The sequence below is a fragment of the Bartonella sp. B12(2025) genome (genome assembly GCF_053795135.1).
The window spans coordinates 1,311,600-1,330,285 of record NZ_CP200031.1 but is presented as its reverse complement, the minus strand read 5'-3'; the positions used below and the strand labels follow the sequence as shown (position 1 = coordinate 1,330,285).

The following is an 18,686-nucleotide window of genomic DNA, read 5'->3' as shown; positions in this document are numbered from 1 at the left end:
TTAATTGAGAGTCTCTTTCTTCTTTTTTGTAGGTTTTTCATCTTTAGAGCGATCATTCTTGTTTTGCGGTTGTTCTTCACGGTCAGCGAGCTGCTTTTCACCTTTTAGGGAAAGTATTTTTAAAAGATTATTCGTTGACATAAGATGTGCAAAGATTAACCCTAAAAAGCCATTTTTATGGAGTTTAGCCAGCTGGTGTGCGGATAATTTATTCAATTTTTCTCCATCGACAATCCAGAAATGTTCTAATTGCGCTGAGAGACCTTGGTCGTTTTTCACATTGATTGACTTTTGGCTTAGAAGATCCATCTCTACAAGAGTGTCAATAAATTCAGCTGTTTTTTCCATAGCGATTTTAAAGCTTTCAAGAAAGCGAATACGCTCTTCCATAAAAGGAGAAACAGATCCATCGGAATTAAAAAGTTCTGTGCCTGTAATCTCATTAAACATGCCTGATTGTTGATCAAAGCAAACAGAAAGCTCTTTTTCATTTTTAATTTGCGCAAGAACAAAAGGATAGCGACGGACAAAAGCTGGAATATAAGTATTTGTTTTCCAATTTTCATCAGAGGCGATATAGTCATTTTCGTCGTTAGAAAGACCTACAAGAGCAGCGGATGTATAGTGCCGTTTCTTTTGTTCATCTTCTGCGGACATAAACAAAATGGGATAGTCTAGAGCAGCTTGAAAATATTCACTACTTGCTAAAGGAATCCAGTGAGTATCTTTTGCGAAAGACATATTACTTGGAGGAGAAAATTTTAGATTTTTATGAAAAACTTTGTTGATTGGGGTAATATCTTTGTAAAATAGCATAACATTTGCCATAAGACTTCTCCTTATTGAATTTGTTTTTGTTACCAAGAAAAGCCTTTTTTGAAGATTTTTGGTATGGCAACAAGATTAAATAGAAAATTACAAGATTGAAAGCTTCGTTTTTAAGAGATAATACTTGTGCATGGAGTATAGTAAAGAAAAGCTTAAAAATAAAGTCTATCTTGCCACTATTGGTTTGCCTCATGGCATAAAAGGGGATGTTTTTGTTAAGGTCTTAAGTGCGGAACCACAGCGTTTAAAAAGTTACGGTACTCTTTATGACGATATGGGGCGTTCTTATAAAATTGTAACCCTTCGTGTGCAGAAAAATAACGCAATTGTGCGTTTTAAAGGGATTGATGATCGCAATGCTGCTGAGAACTTAAAAGGGATTCGCCTTTATGTTGCCCGTAATCAATTGTTGGATGATTTGGCTGAGGATGAATTTTATCAAGTCGATTTAATTGGGCTTCGTGTCCAGAATTGTGTTGGTAAAATCTTAGGGGAGGTGAGTGGTTTTTTTAATTTTGGGGCTGGTGATTTGCTTGAGATGCGTTTGAATACGCGCAAAACAGTGCTTATTCCCTTTAGCAAGGCAGCAGTGCCAGAAATTTGTATTGCTTCTGGTTTTCTTGTTGTTGATCCAGTGGCCGCTGGTTTAAGTGATATGGAAGAAGATGATACAGAAAAAATGGCTTGAACCAAAAAATGAAGCGGAAAGCGAAGGAGTGCGAGAAGAAGTTTCCAAGCACGTATGTTGGTAATTTATCTTGAAATGTTTTTTAGGTTTTTGGGTTATTCTTTAGCAGGGCAAGCTTTAGAGTTAGGGATATGAACGTTGGGTGCAGAGCAGATTCGTGATTTTATTTTGGATAAAATAGTATTGATGATACCGCCGGTTGGTGCTGATTTGGTAAGAATTGGGCTCAGAAAATGAGGATGAAAGAATAAAATGAAGTTTCAGGCGCGTATTTTAACACTTTATCCTGAAATGTTTCCTGGATTTTTGGGTTATTCTTTAGCAGGGCAAGCTTTAGAGAGAGGAATATGGGCGCTGGATGCAGTGCAAATTAGAAACTTTGCTTTGGATAAGCACCATAGCGTTGATGATACTCCAGCTGGTGGAGGAGCAGGTATGGTGATGCGGGCGGATGTGTTAGCGGCTGCACTTGATAGTTTTCCGCATGATTCGCCAAGGTTGTTGATGAGTCCGCGTGGGCGGCTTTTTAACCAAACTTATGCGCGCTCTTTGGCGCGTGAATCGGGAGTGACATTGGTTTGTGGACGTTTTGAAGGCGTAGATGAGCGGATAATAGAAGCGCGGAAGTTGGAAGAAGTATCTATTGGTGATTATATTCTTTCAGGGGGGGAAGCTGCTGCGTTGGTTCTCTTGGATACTGTTATACGTCTTCTTCCTGGAGTTATGGGCAATGAGGATTCTGGAAAGTATGAAAGTTTTGAGAATGATTTGCTGGAACACCCTCAGTACACACGTCCCTCTCTTTTCGAAGGACGGAGTATTCCGCCAGTGTTGACATCGGGTCATCACAAAGCTATTGCGGATTGGCGTCAACAGCAGTCCGAGCTGTTAACACGTCAACGTCGCCCTGATCTTTATGCCCGTTATGATAAAAATCGTCAGAAAACTTGATTCATGTTGTAAGGTGGTGTATTGCATGGCTCTCTTTTAGAGAGTTTTTCTGTAAAGGGTTTTCTGTAATTCCAAAATTAAGGAATGGTGTATTCGCTCCTGTGTAGAACATAGCCTAAAGAAGTTCTTTTCTTTTTGTGAGAAGGTTTTTTCGGCAAGAGTTGAGCGCTCTGACTGTTCGATAAAGAACACGAAGGATAAAAGAAATGAATATTATCGCGCAGCTTGAGGCTGAACAATGTGCAAAAATTGAAGCAAAACGCCAACTGCCAGCCTTTCAGCCAGGGGATACAGTACGTGTTATGGTGCGTGTGACAGAAGGTACGCGCACACGTGTTCAAGCATATGAAGGAGTTTGTATCGCACGTTCAGGTGGTGGGTTGAATGAAACTTTTACAGTGCGCAAGATTTCTTATGGCGAAGGTGTTGAACGTGTATTTCCGATTTATTCTCCTTTGATTGAAGGTGTTGAGCTTGTGCGTCGAGGTAAAGTGCGCCGTGCAAAACTCTATTATCTTCGTAGTTTGAGAGGTAAGGCTGCGCGTATTGCTGAAAAAAGAGATTACCGGAAAAAAGGTGAAAAAATTGCTGAGAGAGCACAAGCAACAGCTGTTAGTGCGGATGCCACAACGCAAATCGCTGAATAAATACTGCATCTGCTAGAATTTATAAAAAGCGGCTTTCTCGTCATTTCCGTGATTCGTGTTTGCAGCTAAAGAGGTAGCTTTGAGTGTGCATAAAAATATTGAGCTTCTCAAGTCTGCGTTTTTTCTCTTAAATCATGATTGAAATTTAGAATCTCAGAGGGCATGTTACTTGTTCAGAAGCGGGGATAAACACTTGAAGAAGGTATGTTTATATTTGAGAAAAAATGTTAGACCTTTGACGTGAGGGTGAAATTGTATTAGATTAAGGGCGAATTTTACGGTTCGTGTCTGTGGGACAATCGGTTTTTTTTATGCGCGACCTTTAATCCGTTATTTGAGATGACCGACCTGTGAGTATTGGCTCGTTAGATGCCGAATTAAGTGGGAATGATAATGTACTTAAATAAAAACAATGATAGAGCTGGTTGTTTTGTACGAGTCTTTTCACTTATGATGCGGTTGCAGTTAAAGTCAGGTCAGGATATTTTATGACAGAGAAAATTAGGATAAAAGAGCGCCCTCGTTCTCCTCATGTGAGTATTTACCGTTGGTCTATCACTATGGCGATGTCAATTGGGCACCGTATCACTGGGATAGCTCTTTATTTCGGAATGGTCTTTCTCGCTATTTGGTTAATTTCAGTTGCTTGTGGGGCTGAGACGTATAGAGTAGTTCATGAGATTTATGGTTCTTTTCCTGGGCTTTGTGTCTTGTTTCTCTATACGCTTGCTGGAGTTCATTACATGGTTGGTGGTATTCGCCACATTGTTTGGGATATGAATCCTTGCCTTTTGGATAAAAAAAAGGCAACAGTAACGGCTTGGGCGACAGTTTTTATTTCTCTTATTATTACTTTTATAATTTGGATTATTGGATATAGTATTGTCTAGCTGGGGGTGGAAAGAGATATGAAAAAGGATTTTCGAACAGAGCTTGGGAAAGTGCGCGGACTTGGGAGTGCACATGAAGGAACAGAGCATTTTTGGCTAGAGCGTTTGACAAGTTTCATTAATTTGCCGTTTTTTGTTTTTTTTATTGTTCTCATTCTTTCACTTGTTGGAAATGATTATAGCGTTGTGCGTGCACGGCTTTCACATCCTTTTGTTAGTATTTTAATGGGATTGCTAACTTTTTCAGTCCTTTATCATATGAAACTTGAAATGCAAGTTGTTATTGAAGACTATATTCGGCATGAAAGTATGCGGATATTACTTTTAGCGTTGAATGTTTTATTTTGTTATGTTCTTGGTGGTGTAATCATTTTTTCTCTTTTGAAAATTGCATTAGGGGTTTAAATAATATGATGGGTACTGGATCGTCTCTGGGTGCTAGAGTAGGTAAGGCCCCTTATCGCTATGTGGATCACAAATTTGATGTTGTTGTTGTTGGAGCGGGTGGTGCTGGTTTGCGTGCAACACTTGGTATGGCCGAACAAGGGTTAAAGACAGCGTGTATCACAAAAGTTTTTCCAACTCGGTCGCATACGGTTGCGGCACAGGGTGGCATTGCAGCGTCACTTTCTAATATGGGGCCTGACAATTGGCAATGGCATTTATACGATACGGTAAAGGGGTCTGATTGGTTGGGTGACACCGATGCAATGGAATATTTGGTACGTAATGCACCTGCCGCTGTGTACGAGTTGGAACATTATGGAGTTCCTTTTTCGCGTACGCAAGAAGGAAAAATTTATCAACGGCCTTTTGGAGGACATACGACAGAGTTTGGTGAAGGTCCTCCTGTCCAACGTACTTGTGCAGCGGCAGATCGTACGGGGCATGCGATCTTGCATACCCTTTATGGGCAGAGCTTAAAACATAATGCGCAGTTTTTTATTGAATATTTTGCGCTTGATTTAATCATGACTGATGGTGTGTGCACGGGTGTTGTGGCATGGAACCTCGATGATGGCACGATACACCGTTTTTCTGCTAAGATGGTTGTGCTTGCTACTGGGGGATATGGACGTGCCTACTTTTCGGCGACATCAGCCCACACTTGTACGGGCGATGGTGGTGGAATGGTTGCACGTGCTGGATTGCCGCTTCAGGATATGGAATTTGTTCAATTTCATCCTACAGGTATTTATGGTTCTGGCTGTTTAATCACAGAAGGTGCACGCGGTGAAGGAGGATATTTGGTCAATTCTGAGGGCGAACGCTTTATGGAGCGATATGCGCCTTCCTTTAAAGATTTGGCTTCGCGTGATCTTGTTTCGCGTTGTATAACGCTTGAAATTCGTGAAGGACGCGGTGTTGGTCCGAGAAAGGACCATATCCATTTGGTTCTCAATCATATTGATCCCGCTATATTGCACGAGCGTTTGCCGGGGATTTCTGAATCAGCACGGATTTTTGCAGGGGTTGATGTGACGAAAGAACCTATCCCTATCCTTCCAACTGTTCATTATAATATGGGCGGTATTCCTACCAATTACTACGGGGAAGTTCTCAATCCAATGGCCGATTCACCTGATCGTGTTCAACCAGGTTTGATGGCGGTGGGTGAAGCAGGATGTGCTTCTGTTCATGGTGCTAATCGTTTGGGATCAAATTCATTAATTGATCTTGTTGTGTTTGGCCGTGCTGCTGCTATTCGTGCCGGTGAGGTGATTGATCGAGATACAGAAATTCCTCCTCTTAATGAGGTTGCTGTTGACGAAATTATGGCTCGTTTTGATCGTTTACGCTTTGCTCAAGGGGCGACACCAACGGCTATATTGCGTGAAAAAATGCAACGCACTATGCAGGAAGATGCTGCTGTCTTCCGTACAGAAGATTCTTTACAACAAGGATGTCAGCGGATAAGCCAAATCTGGGATGAATTGTCAGATATTAAAGTAACAGATCGTTCGCTGATATGGAATTCTGATTTGGTTGAAACATTAGAGCTTGAGAATTTGATGGCCAATGCAATCATGACTGTTTATTCTGCAGAAGCACGTTTAGAAAGTCGGGGGGCTCATGCACGTGAAGATTATCCAGAGCGTGACGATAAAAATTGGCGTAAACATACGCTTTCGCATTTGTCAAAAGATGGTAAGGTGACATTATCGTATCGGCCTGTTCATCTTGATCCGTTAACAGCTGAAGCAGATGGCGGTATCGACTTAAAGCGCATTGCTCCTAAAAAACGTGTTTATTAAGGGGAGAATGAATTATGGTACAAATTAAGCTTCCCAAAAATTCGCAAGTGAAAGCTGGAAAAGTTTGGCCTAAGCCTGAAGGTGCTACGCAACTGACAGAGTTTCACGTTTACCGTTGGTCACCGGATGATGAGGAAAATCCACATCTGGATACCTATTATGTAGATCGTTCCGCTTGTGGTCCGATGATTCTTGATGGGCTTTTATTCATTAAAAATCATATTGATCCAACTTTGACACTTCGCCGATCATGCCGTGAAGGTATTTGTGGTTCATGTGCGATGAACATTGATGGGACTAATACGCTGGCTTGTACCAAAGGTATGGATGATGTAAAGCATCCAATTAAGGTATATCCTTTGCCTTCCATGCCGATAGTTAAAGATTTGGTTCCTGATTTAAAGCGCTTTTATGCGCAACATCGTGTGATTGAACCTTGGTTGCAAACCATTTCGCCTGAACCTGCAAAAGAGTGGTTACAAAGTTACTCTGATCGCCAAAAAATCGATGGCCTTTATGAGTGTATTTTGTGTGCATGTTGTCAAACATCCTGTCCAAGTTATTGGTGGAATGGCGATCGTTATTTGGGGCCAGCTATTTTGCTCCAAGCTTATCGTTGGATTGCTGATTCACGTGATGAGATGTGTGGTGAGCGTCTTGATAATTTGGAAGATCCTTTTCGCCTTTATCGGTGCCATACGATTATGAATTGTGCGCAGACTTGTCCAAAGGGATTAAATCCAGCTAAGGCAATTGCTGAGATTAAAAAACTCATGGTTGAACGTCGCCTTTAAAAACTTACCAGTTGATGAAGGTAACGTGAGAGACGAGAGATTATACATGAGTTTGCGCTCTTTGAGGATGACGCACGGGGCTCAATCTATAAAAGCTTATTGGCTTTTTATGAGAATTTAAAAATCGCTATCATTGCCTTTTAAAAAAGGATATCTAACCTTTTGGGCAAAATGGATGCTTCATTGAGAAAATGTGTTTTGAATATGAATAACACGCTGCAATAGATTGGTGTTGCCTAGAAGAATACAATCGTCATGAAAATTATACTTAGTTCTGATGAAACTTCATAGGCACTAACTTTGTATTCTTTCACATTTATCTATGAAAAATAGAAACTTTTGCTATAGCTTGGTTTTTCGTTTTGTCATTGAACTCTATTGTTTCTTGTATAAAAGCGCGAAAAACTTGTTTTAGCGACAGAAAGTGCTCGCTTATTTTTCAACATGAAAGAGAAAACTTGATAGCAATTATCAATGAAACATAACCAACCACTGTTTGTTGTTTGCATTGTTCATGATAAGGTAATTAAGAAGCTTTTTGTTTTATTGCTTTCATTTTCTCACAATCTTTTAGCGGGATATAGGTTGTGTATGATTTTAGAATAAAAGCTTATACGCCAATCGTTTCGATGATTAGAAAGTGATCTGAAGCACTGCAAAATTATGCTAAAAAAGAAGCCATAAAATGGGGTGAGTTTGCGTTAAGAGGTAGCAGAATTGGTTTCAAGATATTTTCAGATGCAAGTTTGGTTTGCTACAAAAAAGTAGGTTGTAAGGAAGATTTCAGTGGCAATTGCCCGTAATTACGCGATAACGAGGCTAGAATGTATTATGCTGTTACGCTATCCATTACCGAATTGGAATATGATTTGTTGATGCTATATTGGAATTTATAATGCAGTAAACTGTCTGTTTTGGTAGAAGTATAAGGTTTTTTGGTTCAAAAAATATGGCGTTGATGCTTAGCAAATGGAACGTAGAATTTTGAACGATAAGTCTGTCTTTATGACGACAATTGTTTATGGTTGTTGAGTGCGAGTATTTCATAGAGCTTTCGTTGATATGCGAATTGAAAGCTGTTCTTTTTGCTGAACTATTTATTTTGTAATGATTTTTCTTCTTTTGCATAAAATGTACACTTCTAAAAAATAAATGAAAAAACTATCAAAGATAATAAAATTGTATACGATAAGAATCTTGTGCGTGATTTTGTTTTTCTGTGGAGTTGTTATCATCAACCTTTCATCTTTTCTGTTGTAAGAGCATGAAAAGCTCACAGAAAAACAAGAGGGGGAGGAAACTTGTTTCAAAAGGTTAAATAAAAAATTATGATAGATTGTTACGGCTGTTGTTATCTGTAGGATCCTATTGAGAGAAGAGTCTCACTTAAACTATCTTCGATTTAGAGAAAATTGGATCGTAAAAGACTTCAGAGAGCTTTCGATCCTTGAAGAATAATACCACATCCACTGTAGTATAAAGTACCGTTTTTATCATTTTTAGGTCGAGTTGACGGCCAATTTCTGATCTTTTGATCAGCGTGGCACATCGTTCGAATGTTTGCAAAGCACTGTTAGCGTGTGTTGTTGTAATTGATCCAGGATGCCCAGTGTTTAATGAGTTAAGATATTCCCACGCTTCGTTGCCACGCAGTTCTGCAAGAAAAATGCGGTCAGGTGACTGACGCATACAGGCGTCTAGGCACTCATCAGCAGAAACACGACCTGCACTGTTGCCATAAAGCATATGTACATGGTTAGGATGATTCGGTAGAAAAAGTTCATGAACATCTTCAATCGTGATAATGCGTTCTTCTACCGGCACCTTTTCAATTAAAGAGCGAGCGAATGTCGTTTTACCTGATCCTGTTTTGCCTGCGATAATGATATTGCGTTTGTGAAGTACGCATTCTGTCAAAAATTCGAGGATTTTCCCCTCACGTTTGAGCCTCAGGAGTTGAACTTCAAACGACTCCAACCGCGTGAAATCCTGCTTTGATAACAGGCTATTTGCTTCTTTTTCCGAAAGCTTATTGAAACTTACATCAGTAAAATCATCAAATGCACCTTCCTCGTTGAGTTTTTCTAGCGTTTTAACCGTGAGAGAATGCTTACGAATCATAACGGATAGTGCGCCATCGATGACAGCTGGTGTTTGTATAATTGTGGCACGTTGTCCACCGGGCAGTAGCACATAATTAATGCTTTTGGGAGCCATGCCATTATAAACGATAATGGCTGTGATAAGTGTCTGCAAAAAAGAGGTTGTTAACTCTGGTACACTATGTACTTGCCAACCCTTGAAACTTTTTGTCCACACTTCACAGGGGCGGCAGATTGATAATTCAGTAACTTTGGAATCTTCTAAAAAACGGTCAAGCGGCTGCAGAAGCTGCGCAACTGCTTGATCTTTCTGTATTCGATTAGCGTGTAACGAGGCTGTAAACATCACTGAAATCCAGATCTCGAGCAACCAAGATATTCACTCGCTCACCTTGGTTTTTGTAAAGTGTTGGCGCAATGTTTATTGAGTTTTGAAGAACGTCTGTCACCACCGACTCAGCATTTTGCACATTTTGAGATTGTACCTTTTCCTTATTTCCATGATTAATTTTGCTTTTCACCCATTCTCCCAAATCACTGATTATGCTAATCATGATTGCACCACCGAACCGTTGCCAAAAATGTGTATCGATCCAACCATCGATACCAGCTTCACCAAGAGGGCCAGTGCCGGGTGAATCAAGATTGACGATAACACCAGTAGGCGTTTCAATACGCGACCATTGTACGAAAACGCGCGTTTGTCCTTGTTGTATGCCGCTTTGGTAAAAACCCACAACTTTAGAACCACGATCCAGCAAAACAACACGACCGCTTGTAGAATAAACATCACGCGTTAAATGGCATGTCGTCATTCCTGGTTGTGTTGTGACAATTTTTGTTTCCAATGCGCAATCTATCTGCGTTCCCTGCGTAATTAAGAGATCACGATTAATAAGTTGGAGTGCACGTGATTGACCTAAGCGTATAGGCTGAAGCTGATCGAATAATATGCCGCTATTTCTATCTTCAAGTGTATTATTTCTTGAATGTTCTGTAGAGCTTTCGCTCGTGCTACCGTTGTTCAGACCAGAGTTGAACATACGTTTGCGTGCTAATTCTTCAGAATCTTTGATCAAATGTGGAGGAATCGTTGTTTGAAGAAGCTTAGCCAAGGCTGGTGGAATCTCCAATGCTTGCTCCTCTGTTTGTGTTGGCTTTTCCGCTTCTTCTACAACTTTTGGTTCTTCTATAATCCGAGGGGTATAGCTCGGTATAATTTGCTGCACTGTTTGTTGAGGCTTTTCTTCATCAATTTCTACGGCATTACGCATTTTTAAAGCTTTCCAAGTCAAAGCAATTGGTACCGCTATTATGACAATGAGGCCTACCATTAACAATGCACGTGCACCAGGAATTGTTGGACGGCGTTCTAAACCTAGTTCGGAGCTACCATACGCACCTTCAATACGCCTTTGTTCGGTATAGTCCAGTTTTTCGCTTGTGTTAATCTCATCTCCTTTCTGATTGTCGAACATCATTTGTCTCCTTTATTAATGCGATGAACCACCGAAGATACTGTTCCAGTTGTGTTTGGTACACCATTAGGGTCATAGGCTTCATTGAAAACAGCCAAAGCGCGTTTTCCAAGCCGTATGAGCCACTTGGGATTGACCTTATGAACGGCGATAATATCATTGGCACTGCCTACAACAGTACGCGGTATTAAGCTTTCATTGCCTTCGGCATCCACTACGTAAATTGATGGCATATCCACGTTGGCAGAAAATTTGAAATAGGTGATACGTCCATTGTCCCAAGCGTTTATTGGAGCAATATCTTGGTTACCGCTCATGGTGTATTTGAGATTATAACCCTTCACGCCTTGGTGAAAACCACGTTCAATGGCAAGGCTTTGGTCATTTTCCTCTAGCTTTTGGGTATTTGTATCTGGATAATGGAAAGCTAATTCGTAGGTAGCTCCAGCACGGTCATTTCGAAAGAGTAGTCGGAATTTGTAGCTACGTTTGTCGGTTACAATGATGAGATTCGTATTGGCAAGTTCTGCTTTTGGTTTAATAAAGATATGCCGTCCCTTATGTGCAAAAGCATATGCATCTGAATCACCAAAGGCATGGGTAATATACTGTTCTCCTTCTTCAAGGATAATATGCGTTGCCACACCGAGAACAGTTTCAATTTGAACTACATCAGCCACGTTATACGTTACATAGCGAATGCGGTGATCATATTGTGAACTGGATGGGATTTTAAGCGCTTGCACGGGTACTGTATAAAAAGAGGAAAACAAGGATAGTAAGGCAACGAACGCAAGTTTTTTCATAATAATTCAATTCCTTAATTATTCAACAGTATTTCCGGGTCAGCACGGTAACTTGTAACTTGGAAACCAAGGGGGTTAAGCAATCGATCAGATGATTTCATTGGTGCACCGACATAGGTGTAGCCAATTGTTGCGATTTGGTGTTGTTTTATTCCAACTGCGCCGCTGCTGTCATGTTGTTGCGTTGTAAAACGCACCGTCGCCTGACCACGTCCATTCGACTGGATTGATCGTACTTTAACTGTGATGCGTGCTTTGTTGGAAAGCACTTTGTCACGCGCATTTTCACCCTCATAAATTTTATAAAATTCCTGTTGAACAGTCGGTGCACTTAAAAGTGCCGCAGTGTCATAATTCAGCTGAATGGTGTCATAGTCGTAAGTTTCACGGTTAAGTACATATTGATTGAGCCAGTATCTGTCTACGACTTCACCATAGCTGGTTTCATGTTCACGCATTACAGAGATAACATCGACTGCGCCAGTTGTGTTATCAACGCGTAGTACTAAGGGAGTGGGAGCTGGTTGGGAAAAGCCAACAACACCGCATATCATGCCGAATAAGCCAAAAATGCCAACAGCACCTGCCACACGCCATGCTGTTCTGCGCGACTTTACGAATTCATTGATGAGCTCACGTTCCAAACCTCGGCTCTCTTCATAATAATTGTTGAGTCGTTCGGCTTTTACTGGTTTAGCTTGTTTCTTTATCATGTTGCGCCTCGCTGAATTTCGGCAGGAATTGTTTTATTAATGGGTACACGGTTCCAATTATTTGGTTGTTTAAGTTTTGGTTCCGATGCGCAAGCCGATAAAAGACCCGTAATCAAAATTGTAAAAATGATAAATTTCATTTTAACACTCCTCTTTTTCGACTATAAAATTTTGTCTAACACTTTTTTATCGATATTTCAATTTTGATTATAAAATATATTGTTTTTTACTTGCCTTTATTTTCTTAATTTAACTTTTACGGAAATATTCAGTTGCAGTACGGGTACCTTTATTGGGTGATCGAGATATTTTGGTTATTTGACTGTACGACTGCTTCGAACAGCTGTATTTAGTCTCCATAAATGCCCGAATGTAACGCCTTTTGCCAAAGCATTGGCAATTTTTGACATTTTGCACAACAGTACAATGGAAATAATGGATAAGATGAGGGCACCACCAAGCGAATAACCCACGTTCTGTTTTCCATCGAATTTCAGGTCGGTCATATAATTTGCAAAGATATTCATCATCAGACTAAACACGGTGGCTAGGAGTATAAGGAGAATTATATAGCTCAAGATTTGAGTTATCCATTGTTCGAAAAAGCGATAGGTTGGCTGCCAGAGCAATGTAACGATAAAGAATGGTCCGAGCCCGACGAGAAGGACAAGTGCGATTTTTGTTAGCAGAATGAATGCACCACCGACTGCAGCTAGGAAGCTTGTTGCGAGCAAGATGAGGATACCAAAGAGGCCATAAAGGAGCCCCTCGCCTTCCCAAAAGGCAGCTTCTTCAAAAGCTTCGCTTACGAAGTCGAAACCTCTTTCAGCGACTTTGTCAACCAGAGTGACTAATTGCTTGCTGTTTGGTGGGTTGTTCATCAGTGCACTTAGCAAGTTGTAAGGTGTTTCTATTATCAAACTTGCAATTTCGTTTTGGTAAAGTCCTGCGGACAGTGCAATTGAAGTAATAATACTCACTTGTAGACAACGGCTCAGAAAGCCAGAGACTGGCATGTCTACTGCACCACGAATGATGAGCCATCCGTATATGATGAAAGCAATGGTAAGGCCGATTGAGACGATGGGTGTAATGATAGTAATTGCTTTTAAGGAAACATCCGTGACATATGCTTTTGTTGCCTGATCAATGTGATTGAAAAGCTGCGTAAACATTTTGAAGTCCATGGCATTCCTCTTTAACGAATACTTGGTTTTCCATTACCTTGGAACATAGACGCGTGTTGTGTGCTTCATTTGCATCTATGCAATCCACCATAAATACTTGTGTTGAAGTTGTTTTGAGGTGGGTGATGTTGGTATAAAATGCTTCATCTTACACACCTACCGTATAGCTGGCATTTTTGTATTTTTTTTCTGAAGAATTTGCACATTGCGCTTACGTTTTAGCCGGTCGATAAGTACTTTCTCAGTGTTGCGTAGATATGAGACCATTTGCAGTTTTGTTGCTTCATTCTGGATCATAGCTAGCATACCCTTCATACGCACTTGTAATTCAGCAATGCCTTTTAAATCTTTCATTTTTTCAATATCAGTTAATATTCTTGAAATTTGTTCAAAACGACTTTCCGTTTCCTTAAAAGTCTGCAAAGCTACGACTTTATCTATGACTGCTGCATATTGACTGCGTTCATCAATAGATTCACGCGCATCCTCCATGGAAGATTCATAAAGGCTATTTTCATTTCTTATGATTTGGCCAAATAACTTGGGGATCTGTTGGGCAATTTCTGTTTGTTTATCCTGGTCATAGATGTATTGTGGATTTGGGAATAGTAAATCTCCACCTTGCTTCGGCATTGAGGTTGCTGTTCGACTACCCGTTATAGAATCATGTATTTTTTCTGTTAGTGTTAAAATATTTCCTTCTTCAGGACTAGCCATTTCCTCTGAACTTCTTGCTAAATTTAGCGTTGCAAAAATTGCGCTTATTATGACTATAATACTTAATTTTCTCATGTTGCGCCTCGCTGAATTTCGGCAGGAATTGTTTTATTAATGGGTACACGGTTCCAATTATTTGGTTGTTTAAGTTTTGGTTCCGATGCGCAAGCCGATAAAAGACCCGTAATCAAAATTGTAAAAATGATAAATTTCATTTTAACACTCCTCTTTTTCGACTATAAAATTTTGTCTAACACTTTTTTATCGATATTTCAATTTTGATTATAAAATATATTGTTTTTTACTTGCCTTTATTTTCTTAATTTAACTTTTACGGAAATATTCAGTTGCAGTACGGGTACCTTTATTGGGTGATCGAGATATTTTGGTTATTTGACTGTACGACTGCTTCGAACAGCTGTATTTAGTCTCCATAAATGCCCGAATGTAACGCCTTTTGCCAAAGCATTGGCAATTTTTGACATTTTGCACAACAGTACAATGGAAATAATGGATAAGATGAGGGCACCACCAAGCGAATAACCCACGTTCTGTTTTCCATCGAATTTCAGGTCGGTCATATAATTTGCAAAGATATTCATCATCAGACTAAACACGGTGGCTAGGAGTATAAGGAGAATTATATAGCTCAAGATTTGAGTTATCCATTGTTCGAAAAAGCGATAGGTTGGCTGCCAGAGCAATGTAACGATAAAGAATGGTCCGAGCCCGACGAGAAGGACAAGTGCGATTTTTGTTAGCAGAATGAATGCACCACCGACTGCAGCTAGGAAGCTTGTTGCGAGCAAGATGAGGATACCAAAGAGGCCATAAAGGAGCCCCTCGCCTTCCCAAAAGGCAGCTTCTTCAAAAGCTTCGCTTACGAAGTCGAAACCTCTTTCAGCGACTTTGTCAACCAGAGTGACTAATTGCTTGCTGTTTGGTGGGTTGTTCATCAGTGCACTTAGCAAGTTGTAAGGTGTTTCTATTATCAAACTTGCAATTTCGTTTTGGTAAAGTCCTGCGGACAGTGCAATTGAAGTAATAATACTCACTTGTAGACAACGGCTCAGAAAGCCAGAGACTGGCATGTCTACTGCACCACGAATGATGAGCCATCCGTATATGATGAAAGCAATGGTAAGGCCGATTGAGACGATGGGTGTAATGATAGTAATTGCTTTTAAGGAAACATCCGTGACATACATTTTTGTTGCCTGATCAATGTGATCGAAAAGCTGCGTAAACATTTTGAAGTCCATGGCATTCCTCTTTAACGAATACTTGGTTTTCCATTACCTTGGAACATAGATGCGTGTTGTGTGCTTCATTTGCATTTATGCAATCCACCATAAATACTTGTGTTGAAGTTGTTTTGAGGTGGGTGATGTTGGTATAAAATGCTTCATCTTATAGACCTTATTGGAGGCATTTCTTTATTTTTACTGCTAAGAATTCTCATATTGCGCTTTTGCTTTTGTTGGTTAATAAGTGCCTGTTCTGCATTACGCGAATGCGCTACCATTTGCAGTTTTGTTGCTTCATTCTGGATCATAGCTAGCATGCCCTTTATGCGTGCCTGCAATTCTGCAATACCTTTTAGATCGGCTGTTGTATTTATTTGTTTCACTAATTCTGAAATTTGTTTAAAACGATTTTCTGTTTCTTGAAAAGTTTGTAAGCTTACAGCTTTATCAACAGCGGCTGCATGTTGAAGGCGTTTGTCGATAGAATCACGAGACTCACGGACAGAAGTAGGAATTTCTTCTTCTTGTAAAATATTTGTAAGGGATGCAGATATAGTTGGATGGGTGCTTTTATTGTAGACTAATTGTGGATTTTTGAGAAAAAAACTGCTGTGATCTGTTTGTACAGCTCCAAGTTTCTTAGTACCAAAATTTCGATTCTCTGTTATAGATTTGTGTATTTTTTCTGTTTGCTCAAGCTGTTTTTTTACTAAACTGATGAGCTCTACATAGTGTTGTGGTGGAGAAGGTTTTTTGGGTGGTGTTTTTTTGGGTGGTGTTCCCCAAGAGAACCAATTAGATAGAGGCGGGACCGATCGCTCCAAATCTGCTGCTCCCGCTCCTAAAAAAGCCATTGTTTGGCTCGGTGTTCCTAAAGTTATTGCTATTGCTATTGAGATGATTTGCTTTTTCATGTTGTTCTCCTCTCAGTTTTTACATGTTGTAAAAAAACTGGCAACCATACTGCCGGATCATCACCTACTTCAGAGATAATGTTTTCGGCTAACTCTGCGTTGTCAGGTGTACCTGATAACACCAAGAGTTCGTCACTAAAGTCATGCTCGATGGTTTTTCCATCGACTACTACATGGAATTTACCGAGATTTAGCTCTGCAAGTGCGGATTGGTCACCCTGCTTGATAAGGAATTTATGACTAAACTCACCAAGTCCTTTGACCAGTTCAAATTCAGCATCTGTTAGTTTAAAGCCTGCTGTATAATCTTCATAATTTGCTTTGGGATTGGCTAGAAAAATATAGGTTGCGCATTGCTGAATAAGTGTTTTGGCAATATTGCTTTCTAGGGCATCGCTAGGTTCTTGCGTGGCATAAACAAAAATACCATTTTGTTTACGGATAGTTTTTTGTTTGTTCTTTGCCAAATCCTCAAAGTACGGGTCTTGCAAAGGCTTCCAAAATTCATCAAAGATATACATAAACCGTTGTCCACTGATCATTCCCTCTGTGCGGTAGAGCAAATACATCATCACCGGAGTACGAGTCTCTGTGTTATCTAGGAATTCAGTAATATCAAAGCCGTAAATTTGATGTGTTGAGAGGTCAAGTGCATCATTGGGATTATCAAATAACCACCCATAATCACCACCTTCGCACCATTTTATCAAGCGAGCGTGAACAGATGGACGTGCATTATAATCATTTAAGTGTGGATTTGGTAAAAACTGCACCAGAAAAGATAAGCGGCGTAGTGACTTGTCAATGTTGCTACTCATAATCGATATGACGGCTTGGTTAATTTCCTCTTCGTCGTGGTGCGTGACTTCACCACCAGCTTCCACCAATTTTTTAACAAATTGTTTCAGAAAAATCAGATTGTCTTGTGTGGGAGGAAGTTGAAACGGGTTAAAACCACTTGGCTTACCAGCTTTGAATGACAGATATTGACCACCCATCGCCCGAATGGCAATTTCCATCCCACGATCTTTATCAAAAACAACGGTTGTCGGTTTGAATTTTTGCGCTTGCGCTAACAGAAATCCTAACAATACAGTTTTACCAGAACCAGATTGCCCGATGAGTGCGGTATTCCCAAGTAATCGCTTGTTCGTTGAGTCTTCTTCAAGTTTGGAAGCATGAAAATTGAAATAAAGTGGTGTTTTACTTACTGTTTTAAGAATTGTGACCGCTGGCCCCCATGGATTTCCAACTGGTTTGCCTGACATAAAGTTATGAAAGGACGAGAATGACAAAAAGTTCAGTGATGTAATTGGCGCGGGACGTGGTCGCCATTTCCAATTTCCAGGAAGCTGTGCCCAATAACCAGCCTCTATAGCTAAATCTACAGGTTTTGGTAACACTGCAACATCCAACATAGCTGCACTTGCTTTTGCCATATGGTCGCGGATCTGTTGAACTGTGTCACCATAGATAGTCAATGTACAATGATGCTCACCCATGACAAAATGCCCACTTATAAGCTGATTAAGGGCTTCGTCAATTTGCTCAATTTGGCTTGTTGCCACATCACGAGCATCGATAAGATTACGCTGATGCCGCTGTAAATAATCCTTTGCTGCATGTCGTGAGAGTACAGAAAAGCTCTGTGTCAACACGAATTCAAAATCACTTTCTAGCAAAATATTGAATTGGCCTGGTTTAGTTGTTGCGTCGTATTCCTTAATTTCCAGCATTCCAAATCGACGTATTCCACTGGTTGTACGCAATTCGCCAAAAGCACCCCATTTTGAGAAAAAAGGTCGATTAACAGATATATAATCAGAAAAACGGTCGTGACAGATCGGCATAGGTCGATATTCACCGTTGACCAGCATTCCAAGAAACTCAAGCGCAGAAGAATAAGCATGGCCATTTTTTTCATAAGCACCAAGAAGTTCTGCACCATAACGTTTAAACGATTGACTTAAAGTACGGTTGATATCATTGAGAGCTTTTATACACGATTCCTGCCGCATTTTTTTTTGATCGAGGGTTTCGCGTTCATGCTGAGAAAAGAAGGACATAATTTTATCAGCTACCGGTTGAAAAACAACAGTCAGATATAGGTCATTGACCATCAGATTATAACCAGCAAAGCTTTGTCGATATTTTTCATCAAGCTGATAGCAAAACATTTTATCAAATGTTGAATCGGGATATTCATACACACGGCGGCGCACAATATGAGTCCACAGTGATAGGTTGGCTGATGCAACACCGCGTAGGGTGTTGTTTAGCTCTTTCGTCCACTGAAAAATATCTTCTTCTGAAGCACTTTGATGCGAACGTCCGTCAATCTTCCAGACCGATAAATATTCTGCGTTTTTGGTAGAAATAATCGTATCTGTGACATGGTGTGAATAGGGTATAAACAGGCTTACTGGTGTCTCTGATGCGAGGCGCTTGCTGCTCTCAACAGCTATCATG

At 40.2% G+C, this 18,686-nt stretch carries 19 protein-coding genes; 7 read left to right on the top strand and 12 right to left on the bottom strand.

The window, feature by feature from the left end; all coding sequences use genetic code 11:
• Complete coding sequence (locus tag V3564_RS05930) at window positions 1-828, bottom strand: SapC family protein (protein ID WP_455480656.1); 828 nt, start codon at window positions 826-828, stop codon at window positions 1-3.
• 130 nt (window positions 829-958) lie between these two features.
• Between V3564_RS05930 and rimM the strand changes: the two genes are divergently transcribed.
• From rimM to V3564_RS05895, 7 genes are all read left to right on the top strand, one after another.
• The gene (rimM, locus tag V3564_RS05925) at window positions 959-1,516 is read left to right on the top strand and encodes a ribosome maturation factor RimM (protein WP_455480655.1); all 558 of its coding nucleotides are present in this window, start codon (window positions 959-961) and stop codon (window positions 1,514-1,516) included.
• Window positions 1,517-1,768: 252 nt separating this feature from the next.
• Window positions 1,769-2,467, top strand: a complete 699-nt coding sequence (trmD, locus tag V3564_RS05920) for a tRNA (guanosine(37)-N1)-methyltransferase TrmD (protein ID WP_455480654.1) — start codon at window positions 1,769-1,771, stop codon at window positions 2,465-2,467.
• 206 nt (window positions 2,468-2,673) lie between these two features.
• Window positions 2,674-3,114 (top strand): 50S ribosomal protein L19, encoded by a 441-nt coding sequence (gene rplS, locus V3564_RS05915; RefSeq protein WP_455480653.1) that lies wholly within the window; start codon window positions 2,674-2,676, stop codon window positions 3,112-3,114.
• Between the two features lie 488 nt (window positions 3,115-3,602).
• Complete coding sequence (gene sdhC / locus V3564_RS05910) at window positions 3,603-4,004, top strand: succinate dehydrogenase, cytochrome b556 subunit (RefSeq protein WP_455480652.1); 402 nt, start codon at window positions 3,603-3,605, stop codon at window positions 4,002-4,004.
• Between the two features lie 18 nt (window positions 4,005-4,022).
• Complete coding sequence (gene sdhD / locus V3564_RS05905) at window positions 4,023-4,409, top strand: succinate dehydrogenase, hydrophobic membrane anchor protein (RefSeq protein ID WP_455480651.1); 387 nt, start codon at window positions 4,023-4,025, stop codon at window positions 4,407-4,409.
• 5 nt (window positions 4,410-4,414) lie between these two features.
• Window positions 4,415-6,259, top strand: coding sequence for a succinate dehydrogenase flavoprotein subunit (gene sdhA, locus V3564_RS05900; protein WP_455480650.1), 1,845 nt, complete (start codon window positions 4,415-4,417; stop codon window positions 6,257-6,259).
• Window positions 6,260-6,273: 14 nt separating this feature from the next.
• A complete protein-coding gene (locus V3564_RS05895; protein ID WP_455480649.1) occupies window positions 6,274-7,053 on the top strand; it encodes a succinate dehydrogenase iron-sulfur subunit in 780 nt (259 codons plus the stop codon).
• Window positions 7,054-8,439: 1,386 nt separating this feature from the next.
• Here the strand turns inward: V3564_RS05895 and virB11 are convergent.
• From virB11 to V3564_RS05840, 11 genes are all read right to left on the bottom strand, one after another.
• Window positions 8,440-9,504, bottom strand: coding sequence for a P-type DNA transfer ATPase VirB11 (virB11, locus tag V3564_RS05890; RefSeq protein WP_455480648.1), 1,065 nt, complete (start codon window positions 9,502-9,504; stop codon window positions 8,440-8,442).
• A complete protein-coding gene (gene virB10 / locus V3564_RS05885; RefSeq protein ID WP_455481468.1) occupies window positions 9,476-10,633 on the bottom strand; it encodes a type IV secretion system protein VirB10 in 1,158 nt (385 codons plus the stop codon). The genes virB11 and virB10 overlap by 29 nt, the downstream gene beginning before the upstream one ends.
• On the bottom strand, window positions 10,633-11,439 hold the full coding sequence (gene virB9 / locus V3564_RS05880) for a P-type conjugative transfer protein VirB9 (protein WP_455480647.1): 807 nt from the start codon (window positions 11,437-11,439) through the stop codon (window positions 10,633-10,635). The genes virB10 and virB9 overlap by 1 nt, the downstream gene beginning before the upstream one ends.
• A 14-nt stretch (window positions 11,440-11,453) precedes the next feature.
• Window positions 11,454-12,152 (bottom strand): virB8 family protein, encoded by a 699-nt coding sequence (locus V3564_RS05875; protein ID WP_455480646.1) that lies wholly within the window; start codon window positions 12,150-12,152, stop codon window positions 11,454-11,456.
• Window positions 12,149-12,292 carry a TrwH protein gene (locus tag V3564_RS05870; RefSeq protein WP_455480643.1) on the bottom strand — a complete coding sequence of 48 codons (144 nt, stop codon included), beginning with the start codon at window positions 12,290-12,292 and terminating at the stop codon, window positions 12,149-12,151. The genes V3564_RS05875 and V3564_RS05870 overlap by 4 nt, the downstream gene beginning before the upstream one ends.
• Window positions 12,293-12,466: 174 nt before the next feature.
• Entirely contained in the window at window positions 12,467-13,339 is an 873-nt protein-coding gene (locus V3564_RS05865; protein WP_455480645.1) for a type IV secretion system protein, read from the bottom strand.
• Between the two features lie 156 nt (window positions 13,340-13,495).
• Window positions 13,496-14,131: a type IV secretion system protein gene (locus V3564_RS05860; RefSeq protein ID WP_455480644.1), complete on the bottom strand. Its 636-nt coding sequence runs from the start codon at window positions 14,129-14,131 to the stop codon at window positions 13,496-13,498.
• Complete coding sequence (locus tag V3564_RS05855) at window positions 14,128-14,271, bottom strand: TrwH protein (protein ID WP_455480643.1); 144 nt, start codon at window positions 14,269-14,271, stop codon at window positions 14,128-14,130. Before V3564_RS05855 ends, V3564_RS05860 begins: the two co-directional genes overlap by 4 nt.
• A gap of 174 nt (window positions 14,272-14,445) precedes the next feature.
• Complete coding sequence (locus V3564_RS05850) at window positions 14,446-15,318, bottom strand: type IV secretion system protein (RefSeq protein WP_455480642.1); 873 nt, start codon at window positions 15,316-15,318, stop codon at window positions 14,446-14,448.
• 143 nt (window positions 15,319-15,461) lie between these two features.
• Window positions 15,462-16,217, bottom strand: a complete 756-nt coding sequence (locus V3564_RS05845) for a type IV secretion system protein (RefSeq protein WP_455480641.1) — start codon at window positions 16,215-16,217, stop codon at window positions 15,462-15,464.
• On the bottom strand, window positions 16,214-18,685 hold the full coding sequence (locus V3564_RS05840; protein ID WP_455480640.1) for a VirB4 family type IV secretion/conjugal transfer ATPase: 2,472 nt from the start codon (window positions 18,683-18,685) through the stop codon (window positions 16,214-16,216). Before V3564_RS05840 ends, V3564_RS05845 begins: the two co-directional genes overlap by 4 nt.
• Between the last annotated feature and the right edge of the window lies 1 nt (window position 18,686).